Source organism: Flavobacterium sp. I-STPP5a, assembly GCF_009764685.1.
Classification (GTDB): Bacteria; Bacteroidota; Bacteroidia; order Flavobacteriales; family Flavobacteriaceae; genus Flavobacterium.
Genome location: NZ_VHLM01000078.1, coordinates 53,935 through 69,388, shown reverse-complemented (window position 1 = coordinate 69,388; position 15,454 = coordinate 53,935). Strand labels below are relative to the sequence as shown.

The window sequence follows — 15,454 nt, the reverse complement described above, 5'->3', positions numbered from 1 at the left end:
ATTAAAATTCTAAACTAGGCTTAGGGTTCACTAAACTCTGCATGTTTCTGATGAAATCCTCGAGTTCTGAGAGTCGGTTTACGGTTTCCTTCTCGCCTGCTTCGGTTAGTTTGTAATACTTGCGCATGCGGTTGTCTACTTTTTCAATTTCAACATCCAGAATACCTTCCGCTTCAAGTTTGTGTAGGGCGGGATACAAAGCGCCTTCAGTAATATTCAACTCGCCCGCAGTAATCGCTTTTACTTTCTGAGTGATTTCATAGCCGTACATCTTGCCATTTTCTTCCAGCAATTTCATGATAATCGTATTCAGACTTCCTTTGTACAATTGTGAGTTTTTCATTTTCATTTTCTTTTGGAAAAACAAATATACATAAGATTCTTATACATAACACTTCTAGGTATGTAAATTTTCAATTACTTTAATTTAACTTACCTATTGACTTTAGTATCTTTGTAAAAAAAATTATCACATGTCGTCTTTTTTAAAACTTATTATAAAAGAAGTAAAACGCGAAACCAAAGATGCGGTTTCTTTACTTTTTAATGTACCACAAGAATTAAAAGCTAATTATGCTTTTATTGCTGGTCAATATTTGAACTTAAAACTAACCCTTGACGGTCAAGAAATTCGCAGAGCCTACTCTATTTGTTCTTCGCCTGATAGTGATGAACTTCGAATCGCTGTTAAAGCCGTTCCTAATGGTTTGTTTTCCCAATTTGCCAACACCAAACTCCAAGCGGGTGACGTTCTTGAAGTAGGAACTCCCGAAGGAAAATTTACATTTGAACCTCAGGCTGATCGCCAACGCAACTACGCGGCTTTTGCAGCAGGAAGTGGAATTACTCCGGTGATGTCGATCTTAAAATCGGTTTTACACAACGAGCCCAACAGCACTTTTGTTTTAGTTTATGGTAACAAATCACCTGAAGAAACTATTTTTCACCAGGAATTACACGATTTACAATTGCAATACGTAGGACGCCTTTTTGTGCATTATGTGTACAGTAAAGTTCAAGTAGAGCCTTCTTTATTTGGCCGAATTGAAAAATCAAGCGTAAATTTTGTTTTAAACACAAAACACAAAGAACTTGAGTTTTCTAAATTTTACTTGTGCGGACCAGAGGAAATGATCAATACCGTTTCTGGAGTTTTAAAAGAGCACAATGTAAAAGAATCAAATATTAAATTTGAATTGTTTGCTTCTTCAACCAAAGAAAATAAGATAGAAAAATCATTGGGCGGTCATTCAAAAATTACCGTTTTAGTAGATGACGAAGAGACTACTTTTGAAATGTCGCAAAAACAAACCGTTCTAGATGCCGCATTAAAACAAGGAATTGATGCTCCATATTCTTGCCAAGGCGGAATTTGCAGCAGTTGTCTGGCTCGTGTTACCTCTGGAACTGCTGAGATGTCTAAGAATTCTATCCTTACGGATAAAGAAATAGCCGATGGTTTGATACTTACCTGTCAAGCGCATCCTACCTCTGAGACTCTTTATGTAGATTATGATGATGTTTAAGAAGTAACTATCCATTATTAAAAATTCCAAATTCCAACGTTTAAAGCTGGCATTTGGAATTTTTGTTATTTATAAATTCTGGTTATCTCATTTACAAGAAAGCATTCCACAAAAACAGGTTTTTTTGACGCTTATTTTCTTCCTTATCTTCCCCATACGTAAACCAATCTTTTGTTTTTTCTTCGATCAAGGTTTTTAACCCTATTAAATCGTACGTTTTTTTAGCTGTAATGGACTTGATCGCGGCGTTATCATTGATTTTTAAATCTACTTTAGTTGCAATGTACGAGGTGTATAATCTAGGAATTGATAGACCTAAAATAAGTCCTGGCAATCCGTTTATAGAACATGGACCTCCAGAAATGGTGATATCATTTGTATAAAATGCAAAAACATATACATCATCCATTATTTTACCAACTGCTTTTCTACAATTATAGCCAGCAATTTCTCTGTGTTCATTAGTAATCTTCCACTGAATGTTAGGAATACTATCTACAACAACAAAATTGGTTTCTGCAATTTGCTTTTGCATGTTCATTTTTCGAGCTGTAAAATCAAAAAACCAACTGTTCTCTTCGTCTGCGTCTTTTTCGTGTTTCGGGATTCTAGTTTTGGGACTCCAACGGTCGAATTTAAAAATACTTTTATTGTCCTCAAAAGTATAGGTGAAATAGGAAATTTTTAAGTCAGACATGTTTTCTTTCATTTGCTCATCCCAACTGTCATTGCTCATTGTTTTTTTCAGATTGGTGCTTACTTCATATTCAACTACAGCCTTATCTACAAATTGCTGAGCAAATAATCCTGAAGTGCAAACAAAAGCTGCGAGATAAAATAGGATTGATTTCATAGGATTAGATTTTATACTTTTTGATGTTTTCATTTTAGTTGCTGTGCTTAAAAACGTTATTCAACGCATGATTCTACTTAACAAACATGTTTGTCTATTTTTTTTCTAGGCCATTTTTGTTTTTAAAATTCCATGTAAAACCAATCATAGCATAACGGCGAAGTCTATCATTACGCTCCTCACCTATGGTGTTTTCATAGACAAATCTATTAATGCCAATGTTTTGATTCAAAATATCTCGTACCATAACATAAGCGGTAAATTCATCATTTTTGAATGTTCTTTGCAACCTAGCATTCCATAATTGGTTTGTAAGATTGGTTTGAAAATCTACTGTTTTTTGACGAGAGTATAAATTATAATCAGTAGATATTTTCCATTTTTCTCTAAAGTAAACCGCAACATCTAATCCTAAATTATTGGTATTAAAAGATTTCACCTCATTGTTTTGAGAGGTAGCATTTCGGCTATTTGAAAAACTATTGTTTAAAGTAATATCATATTTCTTCTCTTTAGATTTATTCAAATAAATAGAGAATGACGAATTCAAAGTATTCGAATTATTGATTTTGTTATTGATACTATTTACAGATCTATTGAAATTAGCTGATGGACTTAAATTGACATTCAAATCAAATTTTTTGATCCTAAAACCATATCCCATATAGAAATTTCCTGAGAAATTTCCGTTTGTGTTGATTGGTGTGGTGACGGTCTTTGCACTTTCAGGATCAATATCTCTATTGAAAGAAATCAAATTTGAAGTCGTTCTAAAAGAAACACTTTGATACCAATTCGTTTCGGTCAAAATATCATAACTATTATTAGACACATTTATGCTATTTGTAAACGATTGTTTCAAATCTGGATTTCCTACTATTTGGTTAAAGAAATCTTGATTGTTACGCAATGGTTGTAATTGGTCAATTGTAGGCTGTCTTGTAGCTCCTTGATACGTCACACGCAAATTGCTGTTGCTTTTGTATTTATACGAAAAATTAGCCGATGGGAAAAAATTAGTAAAACTGCGTTTGTATTCTTTATTCAAAGTTAAATCTTGTAAATTAAAGGAAGTAAAGCCAAAACCACTACCAAAACTGTAATTGATTTTTTTGGTATTGTAATTTAATTTTATAACCGGTTTATGGGTTGTAATATTTTGTTCAAACTGATTCGAAAGTGACTCTACTACTACATCATATTTGCCTGTAATATCAGAGAAGTCGTAGGTGATAAAATTACTATCGCCGCTGTTATTTGCAATTTGATAAGATAATTGCAATGCGAATTTTTTTCCTAAAGGTTCTGTATACGTAGTGTTTCCTGTAAGATTCTGAGTGCTTTTTTCGCCTATTTTGTTTTGGTCCACTTCATTACTAAACGCAAAAACACCACCTTCATAACTTTCGTTGGCCGATTTTAAAAAATTATTAGCATTGGTATTAAGAGTATTCCAATTGGTATTTATAGACAATGTCCTACGGGCTTTAGCAAATTTATGCTTGAATAAAGCTCCAGCTGAAAGCGCTACTTTATCAGATTTAGTAGTAAACAAACGCTCTTGATTGTTTCGTATCAAACCATCGCTACCGGTTGTATTCCCGGTTGTAAACTCATCACTTTCTGTATTATAAAAATTAGTTTTCGCTGTAATTTTTAAAGTATTTACAGAGTCAATTTTTACATCATAAACCGCATTTAATTTAAAGTTATCTCTGTTAACATGGCTTACGGTTGATCTATTCTCGTTCAATTGTGTGTCACCTACCTGAGTCTGTGTATTTCTAGAATTATTGTTTTGGTAGCTTTGTCTGTTATATTTTGGTGAAAAATTAAAATTATGATTTTCACCCCATTTGTTGCTGTATTGCACACCTGCATTGGTATTCTTTATAAATCCATTTTGAGTATCTACATACTGTTCCTGATCTGTATCGCCACCAGTCCATTCGTAGTTTACGTTTCCATCATCATCCATACTCATGTTTACATTACCTGATCCGCCTCCAAATTTGTCACTATCCTCCCAGTCCAACCCATCTTGGCCTGTATTTCCATTTAATAAAAATGCAGAGAGCTTTCTTTTTCCTTTGAAACTGCTCGCCATAACATTGCTATTGTATCTGGAATCTGCATCGGTAAAGGGTTGGTTCGAACCATCTATTTTACCAAAATATCCTTTCTTTTTGTCCTCTTTCAATCGCAGATTAATTGTTTTTTTTGTGTCACCATCGTCTATTCCTGTGAACTCTGCTTGATCACTTTTTTTATTAAAAACTTGTACCTCTTTAATAGCATCCGCACGTAAATTTTTAACAGCCATTCCTGGATCATCTCCAAAAAATTCTTCGCCATCTACCAATACTTTTTCAACGGTTTCTCCCATGGCTTTAATCGTACCGTTTTTGTCAACTTGTATTCCTGGTAATTTTTTTAGTAATTCCTCCACATTTGCGTTGGCATCCACTTTAAAATCACTAGCTCTATAACTAGTGGTATCTCCTTTAATCTTGATAGAACCCGTTTTAATGACCACTTCACGGAGCAACTCCATTTTACTCATTAAGTTAATGTTACCCATATCCATGTCTTTATCAGTAATGGTAATATCCTCTAAATAATCTGCATATTGATTGTGAGCAGTCATCAGGATGTACTTTCCTGGCTTTATATTTTGTAGCAAGAACTTACCGTCCTTGTTGGATCGTGTAAATTGAAATAGGACAGAGTCTACCGGAGTTAATAATGCTACAACTGAATTGTAAATTGGAGTTTTTTCATTACCATCCATTATCACTCCAGAAAGTTTGGTTTTTTGAGAAAATACTGAAAAGCAGAAATAAAAGAAAATTACAAGTGTTACAACAATTTTTTGCATAAAGGGTATCTGATTTTGTGAAAGGAACGATTCAAGATTCTTCTAAAAAGTTTGATTATCAAATGAATATTTTCTTCTAACCAAAACAGATTGAAACAAACTGAATTTTTCAAAATCAAAAATAGTATTATTCTTACTGCAAAAATAATGCGTTTTTGTTATATTAATGTTAAATTTATTCTTACATAAAAAGTCCATGCGTTTAAAAACTACAATTGTAATTCACAAAGCACTTCTAAAGATTGAAATCACTTTTGGGAAACCATCGTGTTAAAAACGAAAACTTATCTGAAATGGGTGGTTTTTGATGGGTGTTTTGCTTTAAAATTCTAAATGGTTGTCCAAAATACCATTAATTTTTAAAACAATAGCTTCTGGGGAAATGGTGCGCATGGCCTTTTCATAACCCACTACTTTTTTGTTTCCATAAACCGAAGTTGGTAATTTAGGAAACAGATTCCTATCTGATACCAAAGTATTCTCTAAAGACTGGTTAAAAGGTGAGAATCCCGCATAAGGATGTGTTGCGCCCCAAAGTGTAATGACTTTTACACCAAGCATAGCCGCAATATGCGCATTTCCAGAGTCCATAGAAAGCATTACATTTAGGTTACTGATGAGTTGTAATTCCTGCTGAAACTTAATTTTTCCTGCAACTACAATCACATTTTCTTTATTCAATGCAAGTGAATATAAGAGTTCTATTTCCATTTTTCCTCCGCCAAAAAGCAAAATGGTTTGGGTTGTATCCAATGCTAATTGATTAATTACTTCCTGCATTAAATCCTGCGGATAAACTTTAGAATCGTACTGTGCAAAAGGAGCAATACCTATCAGTTTTTGATTTTTTTTCCCAATTAATTCTAAGATTTCAGGACTCAAAACTGCTTTTTCAGGAAACTCAGGTTCCGTAATATAAACGGTAAAACCTAGTTGCTCAAAAACTTTTACGTGTCGTTCAAACATAGTAGGCAGTTGCTGAAATATTTTGTTTTTGGGTTGGGTCAATGCTTTTTTTGCTGCTCTTCCCTTATCTACTGCTGCTGTTTTTTTTCCGCTCATGGCAAAAAATACACGAACAAATTTAGAGCGCAATATACTGTGCAAATCTGCAACGGCGTCGATTTTTAAACCTTTTAAGTCTTTAAACAAACGCAACAACCCTACAAATCCTTTGTGCCGATCTATTTCATCAAAAGCAAAAAAAGAAAGATTGGGAATTCCCTCAAAAAAAGGTTTGAAAAACGGTCTTGAAATAACCGTAATTTTAATTTGTGGATACTGTTTTACAAAAGCCCGTAAAACAGGAACAGTCATAGCGACGTCTCCCATTGCAGAGAGTCTCATGACGGCTATATGTTTGATAGTAGTTGACAAATATTTGTTGTTTAAAAACCATTAAGCCATTAGGAAAATTAAGAAAATTTAATGAATCCTAACAGCTTTATGGTTCAAAATACTTTTTTACTTTTTATTTTGGTACAAAACAGGATTCAATTCATCATCATTGTACATCTTCATTTGTTTGTACACTTTCATGAATTTATCTCCCTTTTCAATATCAGTAAGTAAATCATCAATTGCTGTTGACAAATCAGTGCGCTGCTCTAACAACACATTCAATTTAGCTTGGCATTTGTCGCGGTGGTCTTGCGATGCTTCTGCACGGGTAGCCTCCTCTTGCATGTGGTAGATTTTTAATGCTAAGATAGACAAACGGTCAAACGCCCAAGCAGGACTTTCGGAGTTGATTTTGGCATGATCTTTAACCATCACTTGACTGTATTTTTGAAGAAAATAACTGTCTATATATTCCACCATATCCGTACGCTCTTGATTAGAAGCATCAATTCTTCTTTTCAATGATAAAGCAGCAACTGGATCAATGTTTGGATCGCGTACAATATCCTCAAAATGCCATTGAACGGTGTCAATCCAGTTTTTGTGATACAACAAATGTTCAAATTTATCCTTTGGGAAAGGATTGTTTATAGGTTGATCAACGTTATCAAACTGGTGATAATCCTTGATGCTTTGCTCGAATACGGAGTAGGCTATTTTTGAAAACATATCTTTAAATATTAAAACACAAAGATACTTTTTATACTTTTATACCATAAAAAATAAGTACTAAGTTTAATTCGAAAAAAAAAACCATGCAAATTCATTATTTATCAGAGGAAAACAGTGTCCTTAATCACTTTTTAGGGCAAATTCGAAATGTTACTGTACACAACGACAGCATGCGTTTCCGAAGAAATATTGAACGTATTGGTGAAATAATGGCATACGAGTTAAGTAAAAATTTAGAGTATACTAATATTGAAATCCAAACACCTCTAGGAATAAAAAAAACTACTGAAATAGCAGATCAACTTGTTTTATGTTCAGTACTTAGAGCAGGTTTACCATTGCATTTAGGTTTTTTAAATTACTTTGATCAGGCCGAAAACGGTTTTGTATCCGCTTACCGACACCACCCAAACAATGATGAAGAATTTGATATTTTGGTGCAATACCAAGCCATTACTGACCTCAATGGAAAAAATTTAATTCTAGTAGATCCTATGCTTGCTACAGGACAATCGCTAGTAGCTGTTTTCAATAAACTAATGGAAAATAGTACACCAAAAGAAATTCACATTGCCGTGGTTATTGCCGCTCCAGAGGGCATTGCTTACCTGCAAGAACAATTGCCTGATACTTGTCACTTATGGGTTGCCTCACTCGATGAAAAGCTAAATGAGAAAAGCTATATCGTTCCTGGACTAGGAGATGCAGGCGATTTGGCCTACGGGATTAAATTATAATTGCGTAAAAAAAGCAAACATACTGCAAGCAATCATCACATAAACTACAATTTCTTGTTTTAATTTTTCTTGTGGCAACTCAATATGACTGGTTGCCATGATGGCTAATGGTGCAAAGGTAAAAATCAGTAAATCATTACTTTTATCATCTGAGATAAGATAAATGATAACTCCTAAAAAGAATGAAGCAATCACTTTTTTATAGGATGTGTGTAGTATTTGAGGTCTACTGGACAAACTAGCAAACATAGAGATTATAAAAAACAAAGCAATAGTTGCAAAAATAGACATTGCCCCGTTTTGATAATTATTCGTGAAATAATCTAGTGAAAAGTTAACACGAAGGCTATTTTGGATATAAGAGAAACTATCAACTTGAAAGAGCGTTGTGAATAATAGAAAGATAATTCCGGTAACAAAAAAAGCAATAAAAGGTAAAATCCAGTTTCTATAGTCTCTGGCTACGTGAAAAATAATAGAAATAAATACCAAACCTATAAAAAGGATACTCCAAAAATGAAACAAACTAGCTAAGAAAATCCATAACGAAGCATCAAATATTTTCTCTTTGGATGCTTTTAAAGAATGTAATGAGATTAATCTGCGTAGGGCTAAAAGCAGAAAAAAATTTGCAATAATGAGATTAATATTGTCAAAAATACTTGGGAAAAATAACAAGAACAATAAAAAGAAAAATATCGTAAAAGTGCTGTCTTTACTCAAGCCATTTCTTTTGGCAATAAAATCAGTTAAAAACACCGAAGCAACTATAAAACAAAAAGATATCCCTTTTTTAAACATTAAAAAATAAGATGTCATCCAAGAAGTTTCTTGGAATTGTACTGCTAAAAAGAAAACCAGCAAAAAAATTACAACAACTGAAAAATTTAATGGTGTAGATTTTCTAAAAACACTTGTTATCATAAGGATATTTTATACTTTTGTGTTTGTAAATATAATACTTGTTTAAAAAGTAAAGCCTGCTTGTTAATAAAGATTATTTTATTTTAAAAAACATTCGTTAGTATCGTGTTTACAAAACAATTACTTAAATCAATTTATATATTATGAAAGCATTTTTCGAAGGAATACAATACTTATTTGTAGACATTTTATTTGCTCCTCTAGATTTTTTACGTTCTTTAGAGCTTAGCTCATGGTTTGTTGCTAATACCATCAACTGGATTTTCATGATTATTTGTGCATCTGCAATGGTATACTGGATCAAACAATTGCAAATCTTTAATGATGCAGGAACAGAAAATCAAGATACTACGGCTCACTCTTTCTTAAAATAAGAACCCTCAACCCCAAGTGGGATTGAGAGCTCTTTTTATTATTTAAGATCATTTCCAATGTCTTTTCTAAAAAACATCTTATCAAAATGTAGCTTGTCTATGTTTTGGTAAGATTTTTTTATGGCCTCTTGAAAATCATTTCCGTAGGACGTAATGGCTAGCACTCTACCCCCATTTGAAACAATAGCTCCTTGGTCAAGTTTAGTTCCAGCATGAAATACAATAGCATCTTGAACGTTTTCTAGTCCCGTAATTACTTTTCCTTTTTCAAAATCTTCTGGATAACCTCCAGATACTAGCATTACGGTAGTAGCACTTCTTGGATCAATTTCTAAGTTGATTTCGTCTAGTTTTTCATTGGCTACAGCCAAAAATAATTCGACCAAATCAGTTTGTAATCTTGGGATTACTACTTCAGTCTCTGGATCTCCCATTCTTACATTGTATTCAATAACAATAGGTTCATTATTAACATTGATTAAACCTATGAAAACAAAACCTTTGTAGGCAATTCCATCTTTTTGAAAACCATCAATTGTAGGTTTTACAATGCGAGTTTCTATTTTTTCCATCAAAACAGCATCTACATAAGGAACTGGAGAAACAGCTCCCATACCGCCTGTATTAAGTCCTGTATCGCCTTCGCCAATGCGTTTGTAATCCTTAGCAGTTGGCAATATTTTATAACTTTTTCCGTCTGTGAGTACAAAACAGCTCAGTTCTATTCCGTCCAAAAATTCTTCGATAACAACTTTTGAACTGGCTACACCAAATTTTTGATGTACGAGCATGTTTCTTAATTCTTCTTTGGCTTCAGCCAAATCCTGAATGATCAAAACGCCTTTACCAGCGGCCAAACCATCTGCTTTTAACACATACGGAGGTTGCAATGTTTCTAAGAATTCACATCCTTGTTCTACGGTTTCGGCTGTAAAACTATCATAAGCAGCCGTTGGAATGTTGTGTTTGATTAAAAATTCCTTTGCAAATTCCTTACTCCCTTCTAGCTGAGCGCCTATTTTTGAAGGACCAATAACAGGAATATGACGTAAAGCTGGATCATTTAAAAAGAAATCATAAATCCCCTTTACCAATGGATCCTCAGGACCTACAACCACCATGCCTACATTCTCTTGAATGGCAAATGTTTTTATGGCTTCAAAATCGGTTGGACTCATAGCAAGATTGGTTGCAATGGCTGCGGTTCCTGCATTTCCAGGAGCTACAAAAAGTTTTTCGCATAATGGGCTTTGAACCATTTTCCAAGCAAATGCGTGCTCTCTTCCGCCAGAACCGAGTAGTAAAATTGTCATGTGTGTTGTTTTTAGTTGTCGTGCAAAAATAATTGGTTTTGAACTCAAAAAACAATTAAATAGTAAAAACTTCCCCAAAGCGACTAATAAGTAAGACATAAATACTATTTTTGACTACTCAATACTTCCTAAAAATGTTTCGATTATTTGATATAGCACTGCAATGGAACGGGTTTCCCATTCGTAAAGCAAAGCAGGAATTACTAAAAATAATTGCAGATACACCGCAAGAACATGAGCAATTTATTGAGAGAAAGAAACGAGAAATTGTTCAGTATCATTTAGAAAACAATCCGTTTTACAATGAACTTGTAGGTACAAAAAATTATAAAAATTGGGACAATTTACCCGTTTTGACCAAACAAAATTTACAAAAAGCACTTCAAGAAAGACTTTCTAGTGGATATACTTTAAAAAACTGCTACACAAACAAAACGTCTGGCTCAAGCGGTACTCCATTTATATTTGCAAAAGACAATTATTCTCATGCTTTGACTTGGGCTTCAAACATGTACCGTTTTGGTTGGTATGGCATTGATTTTAATACTTCATACCAAGCCCGGTTTTATGGCATCCCGATGGATTTTATTGGAAATAAAAAAGAAAGGTTCAAAGATTTCTTGAGTCATCGATACCGGTTTTCTGTATTTGATTTGTCAGATGTTGTTTTAGAAAGGATTTTGAAAACCTTTAGCCAAAAAAAATTTGATTACATCAATGGGTATACCAGCGCTATTGTTTTGTTTGCCAAATTTTTACAGCAAAACAATATTGTACTAACCACTGTTTGTCCTAGTTTAAAGGTATGTATGGTTACCTCTGAAATGCTTTTTGATGACGATAAAATTTTATTAGAAAAACAACTTGGAGTTCCTATTATCAATGAATACGGTGCCTCTGAGCTAGACTTAATTGCGTTTCAAAATCCTGAAGGTTTGTGGCAGGTAAACTCTGAAACCTTATTTGTTGAAATTTTAGACGAAAATAATAAAGCAGTTCCTTATGGTAAAGCTGGCCGTGTTGTCATCACCTCTTTGTACAATAAAGCGCATCCGTTTATACGGTACGATATTGGAGATATTGGCATTTTGGATAAAAAAAGCACCTTACAAAAACCCATTTTACAACAATTGATAGGGCGCTCCAATGATGTGGTTGTTTTACCAAGCGGAAAAAAATCAGCTGGTCTTACATTTTATTACGTGACTAAAAGTATCATTGAAGATGATGGAAATGTAAAAGAATTTACCATAAAACAAACTAAATTAGATTGTTTTGAAATTGATTATGTAAGTGAAAAAGAACTAGTTAACAATCAAATTAAAAAAATTGAAGCTGCCATTTCTTTATATCTTGAACATAATTTGAGCATTATATTCGTCCGAAAAAATATCTTAGATAGAACCAATAGAGGCAAACTAAAACAGTTTAAATCTATGCTATAATTTTTTTGTGTAACGCGGCTTGACCAAAAGTTGCGTAAACAGGAACACTAACATGCACAATAATGCCCGTATGATGTTGTATCCATGAAAAGAACGATATACTGCAAAATTATGTTTGAGTAAAGCCATTTTACCAGCTGAAATAGAGTTGGCCCTTACTCTATAAAATGCTAAACTTTCGGGTACGGGCTGCACTTTTTTTATAGGTTTTAGGATGGTAATCCACATCATCCAGTCTTGTCTTTTTCTAGAATGAGAAATAGGAATTTTTCCGTAGAAAGAAACATCATAAATCCCAGTGAGATTGCCTATGTAATTGCAAAAAAACAGTTGCATATACGTAAGTTGCTGTGGCGCCTCGACACCTTTGTGTAATAATGTTCCTGCTTCATTCATACATTCGTAAAAAGAAAAAGTAAATGGTAATTTATGCTGCTGCATGAATTGCAATTGTAGTTCAAGCTTATTGGGTTTCCATTTATCATCTGAATCTAGGAAGGCAATATAGTTACCAGTGGCTTTTGATAAAGCTGTATTTCTAGCAACGCCTGTTCCTGAGTTTGTAGGGAGTTTAAAAATACATATTCGGCTGTCTTGATTTGCAATTACTGTAGCAATAGATACAGTGCTATCATTAGAACAATCATCAACTAGAATCAATTCCCAATTTGTGTGTGTTTGTTGCTGTACTGACAGAATAGCTTCAAGAATGTACTTCTCTGAATTGTAGCAGGGCATTAGGATAGATACTAAATTGTTTTTCATATCAATATGCTTTTTTATCGCCCCGAATCGTATTGTAAATGGTCAAAAAAATGATTTTAATATCTAATAAAATAGACCAATTTTCCATATAAAAGATATCATATTTCACCCTGTTGATAATGTCCTTATCAGTCTCCACTTCTCCTCTAAACCCCTTTGTTTGAGCGAGTCCAGTAATACCCGGTTTTATAAAATGACGCACCATAAATTTATCCACAGTAAGCGCGTACATCTGGGTATGACTTACCATGTGAGGTCTAGGACCTACTACTGACATTTCGCCCAGTAAAACATTAAAAAATTGTGGTAATTCATCAATACTTGTTTTTCTTATAAAACGACCTACCCTAGTAACTCTAATATCGTTTTTTGATACTTGATTCAAATGGGCTTCATCATTAAGTTCCATAGATCTAAACTTATAACAAAAGAATTCTTTGTAATTCAATCCATTTCTTTTTTGGATAAAAAGCAAAGGCCCTTTTGACTCCAATTTAATGAATATAGCCAGTATGGGTGTCAACCATGAGAGCACTCCTGCAATTATGATCAATGAAAAAACAATATCAAAAACACGCTTAATCACCTTGTTCAAAGTATCATCAAGTAGAATGTTACGCAGTGATATTACAGGAATATAATTGTAATATTCAAAGGTGAAATTCCGGGAAAGAATTTGTTTTTCGCTAGGAATAAACTTTAATGTCTTCAAATTATTATCAGCAAAAAAAACAATTTCATTGATTTGATTTTGGTTTAAATCACTCATAGAACAATACAATTCATCTATTTGATGTTCTATTACATACTCAAAACTTTCCTTGAGGGTTTTAGACTTGTTTTTTTCAAGCTCAAAAACACGCTCCAGCTTGTACCCGTAATCCGGGTTCTCTGTAAAAAAATGTTGTAAAGGCTCAGTACTTTTTTCATTACCAATTAAAATTACTCTTCTAAAGTTTCCACCATACAATAGCCTATACTTTTTTAGAAAGTAATAAATAGCCAGCTTGACAATTAAAATGATAATTAACGACAGTAGCGTAAAATACCCAATGCTTTCAAAACTGGAATTATAGGAGTCGTAAAAGGCTAAGGCAAGACAAAAAAGAGAAAATACAACTCCTTGTTTTAAGGCACAATTTAGTATAGAAATCACTTTAGTGTACCTGTAAACTTCATAAAATCCCAAGTTTGCCGCAATTATAAACCAGCTTAAACTTATTAATAATGGATAAAAAAGTGTCTTTACAGGAAAATCAGTCATATACCACAACAAGACATTGATTATCAACAAATCAATGGCAAATGAAAAGGGACGTATATAACCAGAATATCTTCCTGTTTTGGTTTTCACTGTATTACAAATTATAATGGCATGTAATCATACTTGCTTTGGTACTATTTAAAAAAATGAAATGTTCTTAAAGCCATTCGATTTGAATATAGCATGAAAAGAAACCAAATTTTTAAAATATATACTTAGAAAAATCCTTGTGCTCTTCTTTTGAAAGTTCTTCCTTAGATAAAGATTTAAAATACTCGTAGGTGATTTTCATTCCTTCGGCACGGCCTACTTTTGCCTCCCAACCAAGCAATTCTTTGGCTTTAGTAATATCAGGTTGACGCTGTAATGGATCGTTTATCGGTAACGGATGGTACACCACTTTTTGATTGGTACCTGTGAGTTTAATGATTTCTTCGGCAAAATCTTTAATGGTAATTTCGTCTGGGTTTCCAATATTTACAGGCAAAACATAATCCGAATGCAACAATCTAAAAATACCTTCTACCTGATCATCAACGTAGCAAAAAGAACGGGTTTGCATACCATCGCCAAAAATGGTTAAGTCCTCGCCACGAATAGCTTGACCTATAAAAGCTGGAATAACACGTCCGTCATTGAGGCGCATTCTTGGTCCGTATGTATTGAAAATTCGAACAATTCTTGTTTCTACGCCATGAAAAGTGTGGTATGCCATGGTTATAGATTCCTGAAAACGTTTGGCTTCGTCATACACTCCTCTTGGTCCTATGGTATTTACGTTGCCATAATATTCCTCGGTTTGTGGGTGTACCAATGGATCTCCATACACTTCAGAAGTGGATGCAATAAGAATTCGTGCTTTTTTAACTCTGGCCAATCCCAATAAATTATGAGTACCAAGGGAACCAACTTTCAAGGTTTGTATAGGAATTTTTAAATAATCAATAGGACTTGCAGGCGATGCAAAGTGTAAAATATAGTCTAAATTTCCAGGAATGTGTACAAACTTGGTGATGTCATGATGGTAAAATTCAAACTGCTCCAATTTGAAAAGATGCTCAATATTTTTTAAATCTCCCGTAATGAGATTATCCATCCCAATAACATGGTAGCCTTCTTTTATGAAACGGTCACAAAGATGTGATCCTAAAAATCCTGCGGCTCCGGTGATAAGTATTCTTTTCATTATTTAAAAAAATTTGATTTTCGTTTGTACAAAAATATAGTTTGTTCTCAAAAAAAGGCTTGATTTAATCAAAATAACTATACAAGACCCAACTTTATTTTAAAAGTATAAATTGA

General features: G+C 33.5%; 14 protein-coding genes. 4 read left to right on the top strand and 10 right to left on the bottom strand.

Going from position 1 to position 15,454, the window contains the following annotated elements; translation table 11 throughout:
- Position 1: 1 nt before the first annotated feature.
- The gene (locus FJV36_RS15385) at positions 2 to 343 is read right to left on the bottom strand and encodes a PadR family transcriptional regulator (protein ID WP_086453071.1); all 342 of its coding nucleotides are present in this window, start codon (positions 341 to 343) and stop codon (positions 2 to 4) included.
- A 130-nt stretch (positions 344 to 473) separates the two neighbouring features.
- Here FJV36_RS15385 and FJV36_RS15380 point away from each other — a divergent pair, with 130 nt between their 5' ends.
- Complete coding sequence (locus FJV36_RS15380; protein ID WP_158728075.1) at positions 474 to 1,526, top strand: ferredoxin--NADP reductase; 1,053 nt, start codon at positions 474 to 476, stop codon at positions 1,524 to 1,526.
- A 91-nt stretch (positions 1,527 to 1,617) separates the two neighbouring features.
- Here FJV36_RS15380 and FJV36_RS15375 read toward each other — a convergent pair whose 3' ends face one another.
- The 4 genes from FJV36_RS15375 to FJV36_RS15360 form a co-directional block, all read right to left on the bottom strand.
- Entirely contained in the window at positions 1,618 to 2,379 is a 762-nt protein-coding gene (locus FJV36_RS15375) for a GLPGLI family protein (protein ID WP_158728074.1), read from the bottom strand.
- A 94-nt stretch (positions 2,380 to 2,473) separates the two neighbouring features.
- Positions 2,474 to 5,257 (bottom strand): outer membrane beta-barrel protein, encoded by a 2,784-nt coding sequence (locus FJV36_RS15370; RefSeq protein WP_158728073.1) that lies wholly within the window; start codon positions 5,255 to 5,257, stop codon positions 2,474 to 2,476.
- Between the two features lie 321 nt (positions 5,258 to 5,578).
- Positions 5,579 to 6,604 carry a glycosyltransferase family 9 protein gene (locus FJV36_RS15365; protein WP_158728072.1) on the bottom strand — a complete coding sequence of 342 codons (1,026 nt, stop codon included), beginning with the start codon at positions 6,602 to 6,604 and terminating at the stop codon, positions 5,579 to 5,581.
- A gap of 117 nt (positions 6,605 to 6,721) precedes the next feature.
- On the bottom strand, positions 6,722 to 7,327 hold the full coding sequence (locus FJV36_RS15360; protein ID WP_158728071.1) for a DUF4254 domain-containing protein: 606 nt from the start codon (positions 7,325 to 7,327) through the stop codon (positions 6,722 to 6,724).
- Positions 7,328 to 7,413: 86 nt separating this feature from the next.
- Here FJV36_RS15360 and upp point away from each other — a divergent pair, with 86 nt between their 5' ends.
- Entirely contained in the window at positions 7,414 to 8,067 is a 654-nt protein-coding gene (gene upp, locus FJV36_RS15355; protein WP_158728070.1) for a uracil phosphoribosyltransferase, read from the top strand.
- Here the strand turns inward: upp and FJV36_RS15350 are convergent.
- Positions 8,062 to 8,991 carry a DUF6427 family protein gene (locus FJV36_RS15350; protein WP_158728069.1) on the bottom strand — a complete coding sequence of 310 codons (930 nt, stop codon included), beginning with the start codon at positions 8,989 to 8,991 and terminating at the stop codon, positions 8,062 to 8,064. The genes upp and FJV36_RS15350 overlap by 6 nt on opposite strands.
- Positions 8,992 to 9,134: 143 nt before the next feature.
- Between FJV36_RS15350 and FJV36_RS15345 the strand changes: the two genes are divergently transcribed.
- Positions 9,135 to 9,365 carry a uracil phosphoribosyltransferase gene (locus FJV36_RS15345; protein WP_144889941.1) on the top strand — a complete coding sequence of 77 codons (231 nt, stop codon included), beginning with the start codon at positions 9,135 to 9,137 and terminating at the stop codon, positions 9,363 to 9,365.
- A gap of 38 nt (positions 9,366 to 9,403) precedes the next feature.
- On the opposite strand, the gene purD is transcribed toward FJV36_RS15345, so the two are convergent.
- Positions 9,404 to 10,678: a phosphoribosylamine--glycine ligase gene (purD, locus tag FJV36_RS15340; protein WP_158728068.1), complete on the bottom strand. Its 1,275-nt coding sequence runs from the start codon at positions 10,676 to 10,678 to the stop codon at positions 9,404 to 9,406.
- 134 nt (positions 10,679 to 10,812) lie between these two features.
- Here purD and FJV36_RS15335 point away from each other — a divergent pair, with 134 nt between their 5' ends.
- Positions 10,813 to 12,123: a phenylacetate--CoA ligase family protein gene (locus FJV36_RS15335; protein WP_158728067.1), complete on the top strand. Its 1,311-nt coding sequence runs from the start codon at positions 10,813 to 10,815 to the stop codon at positions 12,121 to 12,123.
- Here FJV36_RS15335 and FJV36_RS15330 read toward each other — a convergent pair.
- From FJV36_RS15330 to FJV36_RS15320, 3 genes are all read right to left on the bottom strand, one after another.
- Entirely contained in the window at positions 12,118 to 12,888 is a 771-nt protein-coding gene (locus tag FJV36_RS15330) for a glycosyltransferase family 2 protein (protein ID WP_158728066.1), read from the bottom strand. The genes FJV36_RS15335 and FJV36_RS15330 overlap by 6 nt on opposite strands.
- A 1-nt stretch (position 12,889) precedes the next feature.
- On the bottom strand, positions 12,890 to 14,242 hold the full coding sequence (locus tag FJV36_RS15325) for an exopolysaccharide biosynthesis polyprenyl glycosylphosphotransferase (RefSeq protein ID WP_158728065.1): 1,353 nt from the start codon (positions 14,240 to 14,242) through the stop codon (positions 12,890 to 12,892).
- A gap of 112 nt (positions 14,243 to 14,354) precedes the next feature.
- Positions 14,355 to 15,338 carry a UDP-glucuronic acid decarboxylase family protein gene (locus FJV36_RS15320; protein WP_158728064.1) on the bottom strand — a complete coding sequence of 328 codons (984 nt, stop codon included), beginning with the start codon at positions 15,336 to 15,338 and terminating at the stop codon, positions 14,355 to 14,357.
- Positions 15,339 to 15,454: the final 116 nt, after the last annotated feature.

Coding starts and splice junctions, on each gene's coding strand:
- FJV36_RS15385 (WP_086453071.1), bottom strand. CDS start 343: ATGAAAAACTCACAATTGTACAAAGGAAGTCTGAATACGATTATCATG.
- FJV36_RS15330 (WP_158728066.1), bottom strand. CDS start 12,888: ATGAAAAACAATTTAGTATCTATCCTAATGCCCTGCTACAATTCAGAG.
- FJV36_RS15380 (WP_158728075.1), top strand. CDS start 474: ATGTCGTCTTTTTTAAAACTTATTATAAAAGAAGTAAAACGCGAAACC.
- FJV36_RS15375 (WP_158728074.1), bottom strand. CDS start 2,379: ATGAAATCAATCCTATTTTATCTCGCAGCTTTTGTTTGCACTTCAGGA.
- upp (WP_158728070.1), top strand. CDS start 7,414: ATGCAAATTCATTATTTATCAGAGGAAAACAGTGTCCTTAATCACTTT.
- purD (WP_158728068.1), bottom strand. CDS start 10,678: ATGACAATTTTACTACTCGGTTCTGGCGGAAGAGAGCACGCATTTGCT.
- FJV36_RS15360 (WP_158728071.1), bottom strand. CDS start 7,327: ATGTTTTCAAAAATAGCCTACTCCGTATTCGAGCAAAGCATCAAGGAT.
- FJV36_RS15365 (WP_158728072.1), bottom strand. CDS start 6,604: ATGAGACTCTCTGCAATGGGAGACGTCGCTATGACTGTTCCTGTTTTA.
- FJV36_RS15320 (WP_158728064.1), bottom strand. CDS start 15,338: ATGAAAAGAATACTTATCACCGGAGCCGCAGGATTTTTAGGATCACAT.
- FJV36_RS15345 (WP_144889941.1), top strand. CDS start 9,135: ATGAAAGCATTTTTCGAAGGAATACAATACTTATTTGTAGACATTTTA.
- FJV36_RS15335 (WP_158728067.1), top strand. CDS start 10,813: ATGTTTCGATTATTTGATATAGCACTGCAATGGAACGGGTTTCCCATT.
- FJV36_RS15370 (WP_158728073.1), bottom strand. CDS start 5,257: ATGCAAAAAATTGTTGTAACACTTGTAATTTTCTTTTATTTCTGCTTT.
- FJV36_RS15350 (WP_158728069.1), bottom strand. CDS start 8,991: ATGATAACAAGTGTTTTTAGAAAATCTACACCATTAAATTTTTCAGTT.